At 66.4% G+C, this 17313-nt stretch carries 11 protein-coding genes; 5 read left to right on the forward strand and 6 right to left on the reverse strand.

What is annotated here, in order from left to right:
* Positions 1-528: 528 nt before the first annotated feature.
* The 4 genes from ACFWYM_RS32635 to ACFWYM_RS32650 all read right to left on the reverse strand — a co-directional run bounded on the left by ACFWYM_RS32635 (position 529) and on the right by ACFWYM_RS32650 (position 6069).
* The gene (locus tag ACFWYM_RS32635) at positions 529-1437 is read right to left on the reverse strand and encodes an NAD(P)H-binding protein (protein WP_384845583.1); all 909 of its coding nucleotides are present in this window, start codon (positions 1435-1437) and stop codon (positions 529-531) included.
* Entirely contained in the window at positions 1434-3008 is a 1575-nt protein-coding gene (locus ACFWYM_RS32640) for an FAD-dependent monooxygenase (RefSeq protein WP_384845716.1), read from the reverse strand. Before ACFWYM_RS32640 ends, ACFWYM_RS32635 begins: the two co-directional genes overlap by 4 nt.
* 674 nt (positions 3009-3682) lie before the next feature.
* On the reverse strand, positions 3683-4819 hold the full coding sequence (locus tag ACFWYM_RS32645) for a ParB/RepB/Spo0J family partition protein (RefSeq protein ID WP_384845585.1): 1137 nt from the start codon (positions 4817-4819) through the stop codon (positions 3683-3685).
* Complete coding sequence (locus ACFWYM_RS32650; RefSeq protein WP_384845587.1) at positions 4816-6069, reverse strand: AAA family ATPase; 1254 nt, start codon at positions 6067-6069, stop codon at positions 4816-4818. Before ACFWYM_RS32650 ends, ACFWYM_RS32645 begins: the two co-directional genes overlap by 4 nt.
* 942 nt (positions 6070-7011) lie before the next feature.
* On the opposite strand from ACFWYM_RS32650, the gene ACFWYM_RS32655 reads away from it, so the two are divergent.
* The 3 genes from ACFWYM_RS32655 (at position 7012) to ACFWYM_RS32665 (ending at position 9752) form a co-directional block, all read left to right on the forward strand.
* Positions 7012-7899, forward strand: a complete 888-nt coding sequence (locus ACFWYM_RS32655) for a ParA family protein (RefSeq protein WP_384845589.1) — start codon at positions 7012-7014, stop codon at positions 7897-7899.
* Positions 7892-8872, forward strand: a complete 981-nt coding sequence (locus tag ACFWYM_RS32660) for a hypothetical protein (RefSeq protein WP_384845591.1) — start codon at positions 7892-7894, stop codon at positions 8870-8872. The genes ACFWYM_RS32655 and ACFWYM_RS32660 overlap by 8 nt, the downstream gene beginning before the upstream one ends.
* A gap of 394 nt (positions 8873-9266) precedes the next feature.
* Positions 9267-9752 carry a hypothetical protein gene (locus ACFWYM_RS32665; RefSeq protein ID WP_384845593.1) on the forward strand — a complete coding sequence of 162 codons (486 nt, stop codon included), beginning with the start codon at positions 9267-9269 and terminating at the stop codon, positions 9750-9752.
* A 2984-nt stretch (positions 9753-12736) separates the two neighbouring features.
* On the opposite strand, the gene ACFWYM_RS32670 is transcribed toward ACFWYM_RS32665, so the two are convergent.
* Positions 12737-13936 carry an iron-containing alcohol dehydrogenase gene (locus ACFWYM_RS32670; RefSeq protein WP_384845595.1) on the reverse strand — a complete coding sequence of 400 codons (1200 nt, stop codon included), beginning with the start codon at positions 13934-13936 and terminating at the stop codon, positions 12737-12739.
* Between the two features lie 449 nt (positions 13937-14385).
* Here ACFWYM_RS32670 and ACFWYM_RS32675 point away from each other — a divergent pair, with 449 nt between their 5' ends.
* Positions 14386-15225: an AfsA-related hotdog domain-containing protein gene (locus ACFWYM_RS32675; protein ID WP_384845597.1), complete on the forward strand. Its 840-nt coding sequence runs from the start codon at positions 14386-14388 to the stop codon at positions 15223-15225.
* A gap of 260 nt (positions 15226-15485) precedes the next feature.
* On the opposite strand, the gene ACFWYM_RS32680 is transcribed toward ACFWYM_RS32675, so the two are convergent.
* Positions 15486-16478 carry a ScbA/BarX family gamma-butyrolactone biosynthesis protein gene (locus ACFWYM_RS32680; RefSeq protein ID WP_384845599.1) on the reverse strand — a complete coding sequence of 331 codons (993 nt, stop codon included), beginning with the start codon at positions 16476-16478 and terminating at the stop codon, positions 15486-15488.
* Positions 16479-16739: 261 nt separating this feature from the next.
* On the opposite strand from ACFWYM_RS32680, the gene ACFWYM_RS32685 reads away from it, so the two are divergent.
* Complete coding sequence (locus ACFWYM_RS32685) at positions 16740-17312, forward strand: hypothetical protein (RefSeq protein ID WP_384845601.1); 573 nt, start codon at positions 16740-16742, stop codon at positions 17310-17312.
* Position 17313 lies beyond the last annotated feature (1 nt).

A 17313-nucleotide genomic window follows, 5' to 3' on the forward strand; every position in this document is an offset into this window, starting at 1 on the left:
CTTCGCTCCGCGAAGACGACGCGCCGCCGCTACGCGGCGGAACACCTGCCGCACTCCGTGCGGCCAATTCCATTGCTCCGCAACGGAATTGATGCTGCGTCACTCCGTGACGCAGGGCTCGAATCGCTCCGCGATTCGGCCAAGCACCAGCAAGGAACCCCCAGGGGGGCCCACGAAATCGCTACAGCGAGGGAATCGGGTGGCAAGAAGCCATCGGTAAGAACCCATCCTGACAAGAGCTGCGGACACGCCGCCCCTTATCACCCAGGGCTCTCAGGCCCTATCGCAGCTTCCCCTGCCCCGAACAGGCCGACATCACGCCCCGTAAAACCCAAACCATTGCCCAACTCCGTTTTCTGAGCGAGCAGTTGAGTGAGGAAGTGAGAAATGCCCCGCATCTCACCGAAAGCAGGGAGCCACGCCTACACGTCCCAATCGACAGCGTCCACGTATGACAGGCACTAGGTAGTGGTCCAACCCAAGCATTAGGTACTCACGTCGATCGCAAGCATCACGGTGCTGCGGAAGCTACCGGCCTCCAGCGCGATCTGCTGTTTGAGCTGGCATACCGCCGCCTAGCCCCCGCCCGTCGAATGCGCCAACATGATCGCGCGCCCAGTCCCGGTAAGTGCGGGCAGGGCGATTGAGGAGTCGGGCCACGGTGTCGTCTGTGTGGGCCTTTTCGCCCCGTCGCCGTCGGTCGGCGCTCTCGATGAGAGCTTCGGCTATCGGCAGCAGATAGCGGGAAACATGGGCGTGGCGAGCCTGTTCGGGGGTGAGTTCCTCGAAGTTCAGCGGCCGGTCGAGGATTTCACTCAGGATGCGGGTCTGTTCGACTGCGCTGACCACTTCGGGGCCGGTGAGCGCGTATGCCTGGCCGATGTGCCTTGGATCGGTCAGGGATTGCACGGCGACATCGGCGATGTCGCGTGGGTCGATGGTGGCGTTGCCTGCGGTTCCGTACAAGTCTCGGACTACTCCTTCCTCTTGGATGGAACGTGCCCAACCGAGGGTGTTGGACATGAATGAGCGCGGCCTCAGTAGTGTCCAGGTCATGCCTGATCCGCGGATGAGCTCTTCATTGACTCGTTGCCACCGAGTGATCAGGTCATTCGCTCTGGGTTCGGTGACCGCGAGCGCCGACAGTTTGACAAGGTGCTGTACGCCTGCGGAGCGGGCCGCTTCCACGAGCCGGATGTCGTGGTCCGGGCAGGTGGGGGCGGCAGTGATGATGAGAGCGGCGTGTACTCCTGTCATGGCAGTGGCCAGACTTGTCGGATCCTCGAAGTTTCCCACCGCGAGTTGAACGGCGGTCGAGGCCGCGAGGGCTGCCACGGCAGCGGGGTCACGGACCAGGATGCGCACGGGGAAGCGGTGCGCAAGCCTCTCAAGTACCAGTCGGCCGACGGTGCCTGTGGCACCGGTGAGCAGGATCATGCGGTGCTGCTGCCTTTGTCCCGGGGGATGGTGTGTCGTAGCGGCTGTGTCTGTGCGTCGACGGAGCGGCGGTTGAGGGCGGCGACGACTCCATCGGGGCGTACCAGGACGGATCGTGACCGGCCTGCTCGCAGGGTCCGCCGTAGTGCTGGCTCCAGGGGAAGGACTACCGAGTGGTCCGGGTGCAGCAGGTCGTGGAGGCTTCCGCCGCCGGGGCGCGGCAGGTTGGGTACGTAACTGCCGAGGGTCAGGCCGGAGCGGTGGCGGGTTGCCGGGTCAGTGGGGTAGACGAGGTCGAGCTGAGCCATGCGTGGTGCCATCAGGCGGTCCAGGAGGCCGTAGCGTTCAGCCACCCGCGCGGTCACGTCGCGGGCTGCTCGTCGCCAGCCGGTGGCTGTCCACAGTCGGGTCTGGCGGTCGGTGTCGGAGACGACCTGGGTGGCTACGTGTCGTCGTTCGCGTGCCCACTGGTCAAGGGTGTCTTGCGGCAGCGTGCCCTTCAGGATGCCGGCGAGGCGCCAGGCTGCCTCGTCGGCGTCCAGGATGCCGGTGTTGATGCCTTGGCCACCGGCAGGGCTGTGCACGTGGGCTGCGTCTCCGGCGAGCAGTACTCGCCCGGTGCGGAATGTGCGGGCGATGCGCCGTTGTATGCCGAAGAAGCCCTGCCCTATGGGCTTTTCGAGGCGTATGGGTACGGGGCAGCGTTCGGCGGCGAGTTCGGCGACCAGGTTGGTGATGTCTTCGTCTGGATTCGGCTGGGCGGGCAGTGTCACGAACGCGCGGAACTGGCTGTTGGGGAGTCCTACTACGACGAGCACGCCGTGTGGGGACATGAAGTAGTGCGCATGGTTCTGTGTCAGTGGGGTGTCCCAGTGGCCGTCGACCAGTCCGAATACTTGGGAGTACGGAGCGCCTTCGAAGGGGGTGCCGATTGCTTCGCGTACGGGGCTGCGGAATCCGTCGCAGCCGAGTGCCCACTGGGCTCGGTGCTGTCCTGTGCTCAGTTCGGCTTCTATGCAGTCCTTTTGCTGGGTGAGGCCGGTGAGTTCGGTGTCGTACTCGACTTCTGCCCCGGCTTCGTGCAGGGCTGTGCGAAGGACGTGTTCCGTATCGCTTTGTGGCAGTGAAATCGGGCCGATGAACCGGCCTTGGTCTGCGGGGAAGTTGATGGTCGCGATCTTGCGCCCATTTGCGTGGTAGGTGAGCGCGACGAGGGGTAGTGCGAGCTCGCGTAGGTGGTCTCCCGCGCCGAGGCGTGTAAGTGCGTCGACGGCGCGTGGCCACAGGGTGATGGCTTTGGCGTGTGGATCGTGCCGGGTGCGTCGCTCGACCAGACGGACGTCTACCCCGCGGCGTGCGAGTGCGGTTGCGGCGACGAGTCCGGTCGGTCCGGCACCGACGACAAGTACCTGGCTTTCGCTGTTCATTGGGCGCACCCCGTCTCGCGTATGAAGGACAGCGGTGTGACGTTCCTGCTGGTGGCTTTTCGGCGGGCAGAGTTGTGTGCGTGGAGTGCTGCGTGCATCGGTGGGCCGGTCATTGGTGTTCCGGCTGCCAACAGGGTGCGGCAGGGCTTGCCGTTGATGCTTTTCGCGGTGTCGGTGTCGAGCTCAAGGCTGGCGTTCATATGAGTCCTTCATCCGTCGTGCGCCGTCTGGGAGGTGGTACGCCGAGCGATGCGGTGGGGACAGGTCAAGTTGAACGGGGGTATCGGCCGGTGTGGTTTCTACGGGTCCTTGAGTGCTGCCGGTTGCCGGATGAGCTGACACGGCCAGGCGGGGCTTGCCACTTGTGAGGGGAGTGGACCGGCTGGGTTGTTAGGTGGTGTCACTGTGGTCGCGGCGAAGCCACTGGAGGATGCCGGTCGCGACAAGGCAGCCTTGTCGACTGCGTTCTCCGCTGTGTCCTTTTGGCTACGCGGGTGAGATGCCCGTCGGGCACGCGTGGTCGTCGTGCGATTCCTCATGCGATGGGGAGAGCACGCCGCCGGAGACGAGCCAGTCATACCAGGAAGTATACCGGTCCAGCTGTTTTTTTGAGGTGTCTGAGATTACTTCGTGTGCGCCGCCAACCTTGGCGTCGGCGCATATTCCAGACGCTGATGCAGTCTGCACTCTGAGCATCAGCTGATTCAGAACTGCCGGAGCAGACAAGGGTGTCCAGCGCCCAAAGGCGCTGGACACCCACGCTACTGCGCGCTGACCACAGAGTCTCCCGTTGCATGCGGCCGTCCGGCAGGCAGAGGTTAGCCAGTGCTGCTGTCCGTGTTCTCTTGTTGCACCAGGGCGTGGTCGAGGAGGTTCTGGAATGCCTGAGCATCCTTGTGTCGGGCTTGGTCGAGGAGGAGCTGCAGCATCGTGAAGTAGGGGCCGTCCTCCATCTTTCGCCCCAGGTGTCTGGCAAGGAAGGAGCCGTCGTCGTAAGGCAGCCGGGGAGGTTGCGGCTGTTCCGGAAGGTCGGCCTCAGGGGTGCGTTGGCGGTTTACCGCGGTAAACCGCTGCTGGTTCGCCTCGGTGGGCTGCGGTGCGATCGACTCGGTTGCCTGTTGTGCGGGCGGGTCGGTGGGCTGCTGCTGGTTTACCGCGGTAAATCGAGCGTCGTCAGGGGGTGCAGCGGTGTCCTTCTTCGGCTTACGAGATCGAGGCATCGCCTGCACTTCGGCGCGACGGGCGAGTTCGGCCTGCCAGGCAGTGGCTTGTTCGGCGTGGGGCAGGCCCGCGATGTCGCGGCCGATGCGGACGGACATTTCTCCGCTGCTGATGAGCTGCTGGAGTTCTAGCGTGAGCTTGAGGAGCTTGCGTTGGTTGCTGACCCAGGGCTTGGACTTGTTGTAATGCTCGGCGACTTTGTCCGCTCCCCCGAGCTCGGCGACCATCGTTTCGATGCCCAGGGCTCGTTCGATGGGGTCGAGGTCTTCGCGGTCGTTGTTCTCGGAGAGGATCGCGTCGAGGAAGTCCGCGCGGGACTTGGCGATGTCGTCGTCGACGACCACTTCGAGGGTGGTGAGTCCTGCGGCGAGGGAGCCTCGGTAGCGGCGTTCGCCGTTGGCGATGACGTACTGGGCGCTGCCGAGGTTGTTCTCCTCGTCTTCCCAGAGTGCGAGGTATGCGGCGCGGGTGACGGCCACGGCCGGTTGGAGTTGCTTCTTCTGGAGTTTGAGGCCGAACTCGCGGAGGTCTTCCTCGGTGCCGAAGTTGCGCCGCGGGTTGAAGCGGGTGGGGACGAGATGTTCGAGAGGCAGGGTGCGTAGGCGTGCGTCGGGGGCGCCGGCCGTGGGGGCGCCGGCGGTGGCGGCTACGGCTTGGCGTCGTGCGCTGACTCCTGTGCGGGTGCGTCCGAAGGAGGCGCCGGTGCCGAGTTGGTCGGCGACGGTGCCGCTCATGAGATCTCCCTTGCGAGGGCACGCATAGTCACTGACTGTTCTCCGCGTGGTGCGAAGGAGAGGAGCGGTTGCTTGAGGCGGACGGCCTTGCGTTGATCGGTGAGGTCACCGATGACCGCGACGACACGGGGGTCCTTGATGGCGACCCATGCCTCCAGGGACGAGGTGGCGATGAACCCTCGGCGGGGGTCGTAGAGGTTGACGACGATGCCGAGGTAGTCGATTTCGATGCCCATGTCGTCGCGCAGGTCTTCGATCTGGGTGACGAGGAGGTCGTAGGCGTCGGCGCTGCTGTCTTCGGCCTGGACGACGATGAGCGGGCCGGAGTTGCCTGGAGGCTCGTCCTCGCGGCGGCGGCCGTAGTAGATCGCAGTGTCCATGCTGAGGCCGAGGCTGGGCGGGCAGTCCACGATGATCTCGTCGTAGAACGGCTCGAGGGGAGCGAGGGCGCGCTCGAGTGCTGCTTCGCGGAAGCGGACTTGGGAGAGAGCGACGTCCAGGAGGAAGCCGTCCTGGCAGCCGGGCAGGAGGTCGAGACGGTCGCCGTATCGCTCGTCGGTGATGGTGACGACGAGGTCGCGGAGGCTGCCCTTGGCCTGGCCGGTCATGTGCTTGCTGAGGCTTTCGGTCTCCCCGTCCATGGGGATCTCGTCCTGCCCGAGCTGTTTGGTGAGGTGGCGCTGGGGGTCGAAGTCGACGAGCAGGACGCGTCGTCCGAGGCCGGGGAGGTCTTCGACTTCGAGGGGGTTGTCGTCGGGTCCGGGTGTGTCGGTGAGCTGCGCGGCGAGGTGCTTGGAGATACGTACGGGGTGCAGGGCGTCGTGGTCTTCGGCGAGGGCTGCGCCGAGGCCGGCGGTGACGGCGGTCTTGCCGACGCCGCCCTTCTGGTTGCAGACGATGCGACGCCTGGGGTGCTTGGTCCGCTGCATGGTGGGGGCGGGATTCTTCTCTAGCCAGAGCTGTACTGACTGGGCTAGCCCTTGGATGAGAGAGGTCTGTCGGTCCGCCGCCGTCTGCCGGAAGGTGTCCCATTGGCCTTCGGGGAGGAAGGTGGAGAAGGACGCGGCGCCGGATGTATCGATGTTTCCGGGGGCGGAGGCGAGGGCGTTCCAGGCGTCGATGCCTTGCTCTACGGCTGTTTGGATCTCGATGCCGTGCTGGGCGGCTCGTACTTTGAGGTCCTGCCGGAGCCAGGTCGGCAGCTTGGAGACAATCTTCTCGCGGTCGTTGGCGGTGTCTTGAGAACTCACGTCGGACACCTTACTAACGAATCTCTGCCCTCTGTGCTTCGACACGTTAGATTCAACTTGCTTCCGTTGGAGCTCGATCGAGCGCTCCGCAGGGGGCCGGAGGTCGGCCTAGGGGCGCTTGAAGGGGTGGCCAGGATTAGGGATCCGACTCTCCGCCCAGCAGGGCACTAGCTCTCTGACCTGCAAATATAACGATGCATAGTGTCATGTCTGCATGGATATATAGCTTCTCCAGTAGCGCTAGTGATGTTGATTCTCAAGTGACTAGACATGAACCGATAGAAGGTTTGACGTCCGTAGCTAGTCATAGTCTGATGGTTACAACGTTTCATGCATGGTTAGTTGCAGTGCTGTTGCTAGCTAGCTGTCTAGCTTGCTAACTAGCGATGCATCTAGTCACCTGACGAGTCCTCCAACGAACGCCCTTACTTACGAGCCATGTTGCTCGCTGACCGCGTTACTGACGTACGGCGTTCCCCACGTACGCGCGAACTGACGAGCGGACCAGCGGACGTACTGACGTACTGCCTTGCACGCTGACTGCCCAGCTGTCTTGCTCGCTGCTCGCCGGACGGACGGACGGACAGACGTGTGTGCGGACGAGCGAGCGACGTGCCGAGGTGTCGAGGCATCCAGCTGTCGGTCTAGAGCTCGGCCCGACGATGAGGCACCATCGAGGCGAGGAAGTGCACGTGAGGCGGGGGTGTCTTGGCGAGTCTCCCTCTGCGGGCCGGGCGTTCCTGTTATCGTCATGCGTGATCGATCCGCCTGTCACTAGATCCACAGCCGGTGCCCTCCATCGCATTTGGGAAGGTCAGGCCGATAAAACCGCCTCCTCTCCTGCTGGTTGGCGTGGAATCTCCGGCGAACGACCTGGTGTCACGCGGCGAAACGTAGTGAACGTAGGCCGCGAGCCAAGCGCGCAGAGAGGCGGAACAAGCGATGAAGGTCATTGCCGTCGCAACCCAGAAGGGAGGGGTCGGCAAGACCAGCACCACCGTCAATCTCGGTGCGGGGCTTGCGCTGTCGGGTGCGCGGGTCCTGGTCGTCGACCTCGACCCACAGGCCCAGGCCGGGACGGCCCTCGGTGTGAACCTGGCGGGGGAGAACCAACTCGCGCGTTCCCTGGGGTGGGTGCTGCAGGCACGTATCCAGGGGATGCGGATGGATCTGCCGTCGGTGTGGTTCGACCGCAGCGAGCTCCTGGCCGAGTGGGAGGACGCCGGGTCGCTGCATCTGCTGGCCTGTGAGGAGTCGACCATGACGGCGGCTCAGGACCTCATCCATAAGAAGGGGTACCAGTCGACGCCGGTGCTCCGCCGGATGCTGCTCGACGCTGCCGATCACTTCGACTTCGCCGTCATCGACACACCGCCGGCGGTCTCTTCGCTGTCGGCGACCGCGCTGGCGGCCGCGGACTTTGTCATCACTGTGTGCGTTCCCGAGTACCCGGCGCTCAAGGGCGCGGCGGCGACCCGGGGCACGGTCCGCTATGTCAAGGACCGCACCGGTGGCGAGTGCGACCCCCAGTATCTGGGTGCTGTGCTCAATCGTTCGAACCCGCCGTCGAAGTGGAAGTCCCAGGAGGTGAACATCCGCAACGGCATGCTCGAGGCGGGCCTGCACCCCTTCAGCACCGACATCCGCATCGACAACCGCATCTCGGACTCCTTCGCCTACGGGGTTCCGGCCGCGGTCCGGTACGCGAGCCACTCTCCCGGCAAGCTGTACGGGCAGTTGATGATGCAGATCCTCGAGCGGATGCAGCAACCGATCGAGAAGTGGGACACCCCCGAGCACATCGAGCTGACGGGTGCGCCCGTTGAGTAACTCCGCGAAGCCGTCGCCGCGCGGCAAGCCCAAGAAGAAGGCCCCCAATCACTTCAAGGCCGGGGGAGCCGCCTTGATCGAAGGGCTGATCGAAGGCGCCGACACGGTGGCCGGTCGATCGTTCCTCGGTGGGGGAGCGGTCCCGACGGAACCCGAAGTGGAAGTCCCGGCGCCCTCTCAGGACTTCGAGGCCAAGGCGGCAGAGGTGCCGTCGGCCGAGTCGGGCGAGGCGGCCGTGCCGCAGCAAGCCCGCGAGGCCAAGGCGCCCGCCGCTCCAGCTCCCGCTTCCGCCACGGCTGCCGAGCCGGAGCCTGCGCTGGCCGAGAAACCCCGGCCAGCCCCTCGTACGCCTCGAACCCGTGAATCACGCGCCGCCCGCAAAACGGCGGCCGCGCCGAGCTCACCGGCCGCCCCGGTCGTCGAGCCCGTGCCCGAAGCGGTCCCAGCGGTGCGTTCCGAGGGCGACTCGACGGGTGAGGAGTCGGAGGAGGCTGTGCGGCGGTGGGCGCATGACGCGCTGCACCAGAGCTTCGCCGAGGCCAAGATCCATTCGGAGCGGTGGCGGAGCCATGGTTTCCGGATCGAGCCGGAGGTGCTCGCGCTGCTCAAGGAGCGCATCAAGGCGGACCGGCGGTCGTCGGGCAACGCGATGCTGGGCCAGGGGCACTATCTCGATGCGGCTCTGCGGCACGTGCCGCACAACGTCAGCGAACAGATCGCCATGGCGCAGGAGTTCCTGGACGAGCGGATGGGCTTCGTCGAGCCGGGCAAGCAGTCCACCTATCGGGTGGGGGAGCGAACGTACGCGCTGGTGTCGACACTCAATCAGGGGCTTCAGGAGGCCGATTACGGGCGTCGCGGGCTGTATGTGGTTTCGGCCGCTTTGGAGCGGTTTCTCCAAGCGCTCGACGCGGAAGGGGAATTGCTCCGACCGGTTCGTCGGGGTCGCACGGGAAGTTCTGCGGTCGAGTAGGAGTACTGCGGGCGCCTCGTGAGAGGGCCCGTGAGGGAGCAGAGGGGCGTGACCAGCCGTCAGGCGCTGGCCACGCCCCTCTTCTGAGCTGCGGGTTGTTGCGATGAGTGCAGTGATGAATGTTGCGCTGGTGCTAGCTGCCTGACTAACGATCTGACTAGCTATGCATGTACCTAGCTGTCGAACTAGCTGCGTGACACTAGACCCAATGGGGAAACGATTCGTCATGAATCGCCCCTCTGGCAAGATGATGGGTGCTCAAATACGGGCGTAGCGGGGGACCGTGACTAGATTGGCGACACGCGCGTTTCTAGTGACACCGCAGTGGGTGTGCGCCGAATGCGCTACGGTGTGCAGCACGATCAACACATTTGCGCCTCGGGAGAGGGAACTGATGTCTGGAGTGAGCAAGCAGCTCAGCACCAGCGCCGTCGCAGTCGCGGCCGGCCTGAGTGAGTCGTGGGCGTGGAAGGCGCGCGACCAAGGCATCCTTTACGAACCTCACTTCGAGGACTCGGTCGTCGCGCTGCGCGTGTACGCCTTCGTCACGCAGATCGCCTGGCCCGGCAAGCGGCGGGCTCGCAGCGCGCGCCAGGACCTGGAGCTGTGGCAGTCCACTGCCGTGGAGGCCGCGCGCCAGGCCGCGTCCGATCCCAACACGACGCCCGACACCGCTCTGTGGGTGCTCGAGGACTCGATCCACCTGGTCACGACCCCGGCCGAGCGCGCCGCCTTCGATCTGGAGCATCTCAACGGCCGCGCCGCCTTCCGTGTCCCGGTCGGGCTGTGGGTCTCCGAGCTGCCCGATGCCATAGCGGGGCTTCCTGATCGCAGCCGGGCGCGTACCAAGCGCACGGCTGCCGCGAAGCCCGCCGCCTGAACGCAACGACCAGCTCCGTGCGTTGACTTGTCCCCCCGCGGAGTCCGGACAACGAAAAAGTGGTCCGGGGTTGGGCCCCCGGACCACTCAAGTCGAGCGACACCGAACGGTGCCGCTAGCGAGGAGGGAAGCTCATCGTCGGCCGTCCGTAGCGCACCGAGCTCATTTCATTGCCTCCCCAGGCCGAGCAGAGGTGCGGTGCGACTGATCGGCACCAACCAACGATGACCAAACACTCCTCATAAGCTGCGGCGCCCGAACCGACCAACTCACTCGCCAGAGAACATCAGTCGCTTCGATGTGCCGCCCCTACTTCCCTACATAGAGCTCCCTTCGCATAGCCGGAGCCCTCTACATAGTTGGAGCACATCATAGCTGCCCTCATGAGGGCTGGTTTCGTGTTGCCTCAAATCGGCATCAACGCGTCACTTCACGCCCACAAAACCAGCCAGAAACGCCACCATTCCGTCTATTTCGCACCACGATCCGCGAGGGGAAGCGATCACTTCCAGCCCGCTCCTCGCACGAAGCGGAACTTCCGCGTCAGCCACGGGGCGCTCTGTTCCTTCTTGCCCCGTGGCGGCTCGGTGACACCCGCGGTGGTTCTCCGGTGAGTACCGCCCAGGCCCTCGCGGCCTCCGCCTCGGGCTTCTCTCCGTCGCCGCGGTTGCGGCCCGTGACGTCCGGTCCGGCCGGGGAAGCCGTAGAGACGCCCAACACGCCTGGAAACCCTCTGCAGTTGGGCCGCAGGACCCGGGAGCGACTACAGGCAGCGATCGAGGCGCTCCTCGGGGATCCCTCGCTGGCCGGTCTCTCGGACGCCGCGCGGCTGTCCGCTGTGGTGCTGTTCGCCAAGGCTCAGGCGGCCAACTGTCGTACGCGTATCCGGGCGGCCGAGCTGGGCCGGTGGATCGGGGTGTCCGAGTCGACGATCGACCATGCGGTGCTGCCCGCACTGCGTGCGTCAACCTGCGTACAGACCAGACGAGTGAAAGACCGGACGGGTTTTGTCGTGGGGCTGGAGTGCGTCGTGATGCCTTTCTGGCGCGCTCGGCGTGACGCGACGACAGGAGGGGCAGAGGCGACAGGGGCAGGAGCGGTGGCGGGGCATCTGCTGGCGCTGTCGCGCAAGGAGCTGGCGACGCTGCTGCGCCTGTGCGAGGCGCTGTTCGGGCCGGGGTGGGCGCCGGTGGGCCGTGTCCCGACGGCGCCGGGGCTGTTGGCGGAGCGCCGGGGGAGGGGTGCCGCGACGGATCGGCTCGCCCTGCTGCTGATGGTGCTGCGCACTCGCGCGGACGGCTCGCTGCGGTTGTGCGGCGGTTCGGTGGACAAGCGGCGTGGCAGGCCCGCGGCGACCGTGGCACGGCTGCTGGGGTGTTCGGCCTCGGCCGGGGCCAAGGTCCTGGACCGGCTGCGGGAGTTCGGTGTGGTCGACGTCGTCCGCAAGGACGTCGCTTCGGGCCTGAATGGGGCGAGCCGGGTGCGGGTGGCCGCGGTGGCGGCGGCCCACAGACGGGATCCGGACGCTCTCGCCGCCGTGCCCGTGCCGCGTCGTGCACCGGGTCCTGAGCGTTCAACTGCCGTGTGCGACCACCCTGTTGCTGACCTTGGGGACCAGGGGCCGGAGAGTGCGCAGAGCAGCCAGGTCAGGGACGGCAGGGAGGCCGGGGGGGCCGGGATTTCAGAACTCTCCGGTACTGCGCTGCTCCACACCAATCACTCCCCGGTGGTTTCTGCATCAGATGAACCCCCCGCTGAGATCTTGGTTTCCGGCGAAGCCGTTGGGGTGGCTGAGGACCACGGCCGGGACGCGCGCGCGTACGCGAGGGATGAGTTCCGCGAAGAGCCTCGGCTGCGGCCCGGTGCGGCCGGACGGGGAGACGCGCTGCGCGCGGAGAGCAGCAGCAGACGGTACCGGGACGATGTCGCGGTGCGACGGGACGTACGCGAGGTGCTCGAGGTGGTGTCGCCGCTGCTCGGTAGGTTGTTGCCCCAGCAGATGATCACGGTCCGGGCAGCGGTCGGTGCCGTGCTCAGGGCCATGTCGGTGCGGGAGTTGAGTGCTCACCTCGAGGCGCGGTTCGCGCCGATGTCGGTGGCCTGGGACCCGGGTCGGCCGGACGATCCAGGGGTGATCGCCCGGCCCATGGCCTGGCTGATGTCGCAGCTTCCGCAGGTGACGCTCTGTCCTCGGTGCGATCGGACGTTCCATGGGTCGCGGAAGGGCAAGCAGCTGTGTCCGGCGTGTGCGGGGACGCCTCGGCGGGGGGAGTGCGCGGGGTGCGGGCGTGAGGAGGCGTTGGGGGACGGGCTGCGGTGTGCGGGGTGCCGGGCCGGGGCGTCGGTGGTGCGTGGTGGGTGCACCGGCTGTCGTACGGGGGAGGGGGTCAGTGCTCGTACGTGGTTCTGTGGTCCCTGCGAGGAGGGGGCGCGGGCCCGGCACGGGGAGGAGCTGGGGCGGCTCAATGCGGATGGGCAGGCGTTGTGGCTGCGGTTGTTGCGGGGCTCGGACCGCGAGCGGGAGCAGCCTCGGGCGAGGGTTTCCGGGAGGGGTGAGGGGTGGTCGCGGCGTCTGAGGGAGCTTGCTGCGCGGCCGCTGCCGGAAGACGAGGCGGTGGGGGAGCAGGGTCTGAACGGAGGAGGGCTGCGGCTCGGCTCCGGACCGGGGGCGTTCACGGTGCCACCACGTACTTGGTCGGCTGACGGAGGCACGGCCGGGCGCACCGGCAGGCCGTCGGCCCGAGTGAGTCGTCGTGCGGCGTCCCGGTGAGGTGCCGCACGACGGTCAACGGACGTGTCCGGGTACAGGGTGTTCCCGGGCCGCTGATGAGCCGCGATCCTGCCGGGGCGGAGCTTCGGGGGTGGTGCGCCCACGTGGTGATGAACGGGCGTCGGCTCCGAAGCGTTCACTGTCACTGCCTGTATCGCAGCCAAGTCTGCTGTCCCACAGGGGAGTTCAGGGTGCTGAGCTCTCGCCGCACCGGTCAGTACGCCTGCTCAAGAATCTCGATCACGTCTGCCGTGCCCTGGACGGGGCGGGGATTGTTGGCGACGACGAAGTCCTGCATGGCGTCGCGGGCGATGAGTGGGAAGTCGTCCGGTGTGACGCCGACTTCGCGGAGAGTCGTCGGGAGCCCGAGCGACCCGATGAACTGCCGGACGATGCCGGACGCGCCGTCCTGGGGCACGGGGACTCCCATCGAGTCTGCCATGACCCGGGCGATGTGAGTCTGCTGCTCCTGGGTGCACTCGTAGTTGTAGGCGAGGACGGTCGGGAGCATCACGCAGGACGTCACGCCATGTGGGATGCCGTGCCGGGCGCCCAGTTGGTGGCCGATGCCGTGGCTCAGTCCGACGAACACCTGGGTGATTCCGAAGGCTGACTGCCAGGCTCCCATCTGGCACTCGCCCGCCGCGTGCGTGTCGGATGCGTCGGATGCCGAGATCGGCAGGTACGTCGCCAGGCGCCGCAGGCCGTCCGTGCACAGCGCATCGGTCACCGGCTGCGCCCGCGTGGAGCACAGGGACTCGATGCAGTGGTCGACCGCCCGCATGCCCGTGGCCGCCCAGAGCTGACGTGGAGTGAACTGCTGCAGCTCGGAGTCGTGGATGACCACTTCCGGCATCAGGGCATTGTCCAGGTAGAGGTTCTTGACCAGGTCCACTGTGTCGGTGACCGCGGTGATGTGGGTGAACTCGGCCGCCGAGAGCGTCGTGCTCACCACTACCTGGGGCAGCCCTTCGCCGGTCATCGACGGGATCTCGAGCTGGTCCGGGTAGGTGAACTTCACTGCGTACTTCAGTAGTGCCTCACGGGTGGTCACCTTCTCCGTGAGGCACAGGTTGACTGCCTTGGCGATGTCGATGGGGCTGCCGCCGCCCACGGCGAGGAAGCCGTCCACCCCTGCCTCGCGGGCCTGCGCAGCAGCGTCGAGGACGACCTGCTCGGGCGCGTGCGGCTCGCTGCCGGTGAAGACGACGGCTATGCGGTCGCCGAGTTGGGCACGGAGGCGGCTCTCGATGTCGCTCGCGCGGCCCAGGCTCGCCGAGAGGACCAGGAAGATCCTGGTCATGCCGAGTCGCTCGCACTCGGCTCCGGCCTGGTCCACGGTGCCGGCTCCGTAGATCATGCTCTCCATCGGCAGCATGTCGAAGCGGCCGGAGAGCGGCTGGTGTTCACTCATCGTTTCTCCTGTCGAGGGTGGGGCGGACGCTGAAGGGCTGGGCGCAGGGGCGGGTCGGGTGCGGATGGCGGGGAACAGCCAATCACGCGGCTTTGTCCAGCCTGCGTAGCGGGGAAGCGGATAACTCGGCGGTGCCTCGGGCGAGTTGGGCGCGGGGGACCGGCAGATCTCATGCGCCTTGGGCCGTCGGAGGGCGTCTTTGCCGGAGGGCGGGCCGTGTCGCTCGTGCGGGACTGCCAGGAGTCCTGAATGAGGATGTGAAAGACATTGAAACGAACCGGGTGTGCGGTATATTTTTGCCTCGGTCGCCGGATTACTGAGCGATCGGGATGGCTGGATCCTCCTTGCCGGGGAGGACCTTCCTGAGGGAAAGGTTCGTCATGTGCGCCACTGCTGACTCGCCGGTCCCGGCCGCGGTGCTTGGTCAGGACGATGTGTCAGAAGCCCTCATGGTGGTGCGCCGTGGGACCCATCACTTCACTGTGTCCGGGCTGTGGCCGCGGGCCGACGAGCTCTGCTCCGCCGATCCGGATGGTCCGCGCGACCTGCTGCTCTTCCTCGAGACGGCGCAGCGGGCGGGGCGGGTCATCGCGCAGCGGCACTACCGTCTGCCGCCGCACCATCTGCTGGCGCTGCGGCACATCCAGATCGAGGACGAGCACCCCGAGCTTCCGCCGCATGTCGCAGGGCCGGTGCCGGTGGGGCTTGATGTCTCCGTTGCCGCACCCGCCGCCGCATCTCAGTCCTGGCGCCAGCTGAGCATGAGTACGGTTCTGCTGGCCGGCGGGGTGCGCCGGGGGCGGGTGCGGCTGCGGTGGGAGGCCATGAGTGCCCAGCGCTACCGGGCACTTCGGCGGCGTGAGCGCACGGCCCGGGACCGGGGTGGCCGCGCCGGGGAGGGGGCGGCGCAGTGCTCCCTGACGCCGCTGCGGCCCGCCGAGGTGGGGCGGCGGCGTTCCCGGGATGTGCTGCTGGCCGCCCCGCACGGTGATGTGAGCAATACCTGGCGACTGCGTCTGGACGCCGCCGGGCGTGACCGTACGGCCGTCGGCGGACGCGATCACATACCCGAGCGGCTGTTGCTCGACGCGCTGCGGCAGGCCGCGCATGCCGCCGAGGACCGGAAGGCGCATGTCGGCGGGCTGGATGTCAGCTTTACGGGGTTCGCCGCACGGGACGTGCCCACCGTCGTCGAGGTCGTTCCCGGGGGCCGCACCTTGCTGGTTCGGCAGCGTGAGCGGACGGTGGCCAGCGCGGTCTTCCGCAGTCGAGCGGGGCGTGGGAACTGATGGACGGTCGTGGGCCGTTGGGGAGTCGGGGCGCATTGTGCCCGACGCCGTTGCGGAACGTGGGGGAGCGATCGGCGATGGGGGATCCGACTTTGTACGGGCTTCGCGGGACGCTGTGCGGAATGCCGAGCCGTCCGACAGCGCACATGACGAAGGACTGCCCGGATCCTTTCCCGTGCCCGGAGAAGTGGCACGGACCGCGATCCTGGCAGTCCTGGGTCGTCGCGCGGCGGCTGCCGCGGCACGGCACTACGGGTCTCTCAGGGTGCGGACAATGTGCCCGATACCTGAGAAGCGAATACCTGCTGGTTGTTCTGATGCCCCGTCACATGGACACTCAGGACACCCGATTGCTGGACCGGCAGCGGAGTCGCCTCGATGGAGCAGGGGCTTTCGAACTCGACGTAACGGAAGAAGTCCGTGGACATCGAGGTCGGGGTCAGCGAGAAGCCGGGTGCGAGCAGGCCGTAGGCAGCCTGGCGAGCGGCCTCGACCAGGACCATGCCGGGGATGTGGTCGCCCCCGTGGTCGAACAGGATGGGGTGACGGGGATCGGGGTTCAGCAGCCACTGATTGGGCGCGTTCGTCGGATCGAGCACCACGTCGCGGTACAGCACGCGGCCGAACGCGGAGGGGTCCACATAAGCGGAGTTCCGGTCATGGTCCGTGCTGAGAGCCCCGGCGGAGGACGAGCCGCGCAGTCGTCGGTACGTCGTATCCGAGACACATGTGGTGCGGGTGCTGCCGGTGGCGGCGAGCTGTCCGTCACGCCAGACCGTGGCCTCAAGGGTGAACTCGGAGACCTTGCTTCCCCGCTTCACCAGGTTTGTGCAGACCACGTCCAGTGTGAGGTCGGTGGGCGCCGATCCGATGATGAGCTGCTCCGTGTGCACCGCGAAAGTCAGCTCCCACAGCACGAAGTGGTAGCCCAGCGGCACTCCGAAGTCCGAGTGGCCGAGGAACAGGGTGACCTGACGCAACGTTTCGCCTATCTGCGTCGGGTCATGTCGGCGGCCGTCGGAACTGTTGAAGAACGTATGGGCACGGGGCAGCTGCGCAGTGAGTGAGAACCGAGTGTCGTCGATCTTCTCGCAGCTGGTCAGGAAGACCTCCGCCAGGGACGCACGGTGCACGTACTCCCTGGGAACCGTGGTCGTCAGCCGAGGGAGATCTCCGAGCGCCGTAGCGCTGCGGGCCCCCTTGGGCGTATCGATCCGGTGGGACTCTTCCTTCTTAACCACTAACAAGGTCATGGACCTCTCCCCCAGGAGGTGGGCTGGAAGCTAGGCTAATAAGATACATACCCACCGGTTTGATTTACAAGGCTCAAGAGGGGCATCAAAAAACCAACTCGCTGGTTTAGCATCGGATCCGTTTGACCCGTACGTCGGCAGGGGTGATGCGACCCCTAGTCCACCGGGAGATCGCCGATGATCCACCAGCGGTGCCTCTACACCCTCGATTCGGTCGGCCGAGCCCCTCGTGCCGACGCGGCGCTCCCTGCACTGGGTCCGGTGGCCGTGACGGACATCGGCCTGGTCCGAGGGCTGTCAGGGCTGCTGATCGAGCACCCGGTCTCCGAGGGCACGTACCGGCACGGGCCGTTGGTGTCGGTGCGCAGCATCCAGAAGTGCAGCCACCTGTGCGAGCCCGGCACCGCGTTCATCGTTCGCCTCGCGGCCGCGAGGCAATCCGTGGTGGTGCGCCTCGCCGGTCAACTGCTCGACCGTCTCGTCGCCTTTGCGCCGGGTTCACCCGGCGATGCGGACAGAGAGTCCGGCCGCCCTGGGCGACTGCGCCCGGTCCGGGACGCGGCCAGGAACGCCACGGCCGCCTCACTCGCCCACCCGGCTCGAGGGCACAGCCTGATGCGGGCGCGCAGGCTTCCGTCCGGAAGATGCAGAGATTGGAATCCACCGTTCCATCCTGTTTTCATTGGCGGATTCCATAACCGCAATAGCCAACAAAAGGGGCAGATAGGTCAAGTCGGTGTTATCGCTGCATGGAAACGTTGGGAAGATACAGCTAAACTACGTCCCATGCGGTTTCTTTTGTCTTCTTGTCCGCGTGAGAGTTCGCCCAACTGAA

The sequence above is a fragment of the Streptomyces sp. NPDC059009 genome, from assembly GCF_042740175.1.
Classification (GTDB): domain Bacteria; phylum Actinomycetota; class Actinomycetes; order Streptomycetales; family Streptomycetaceae; genus Streptomyces.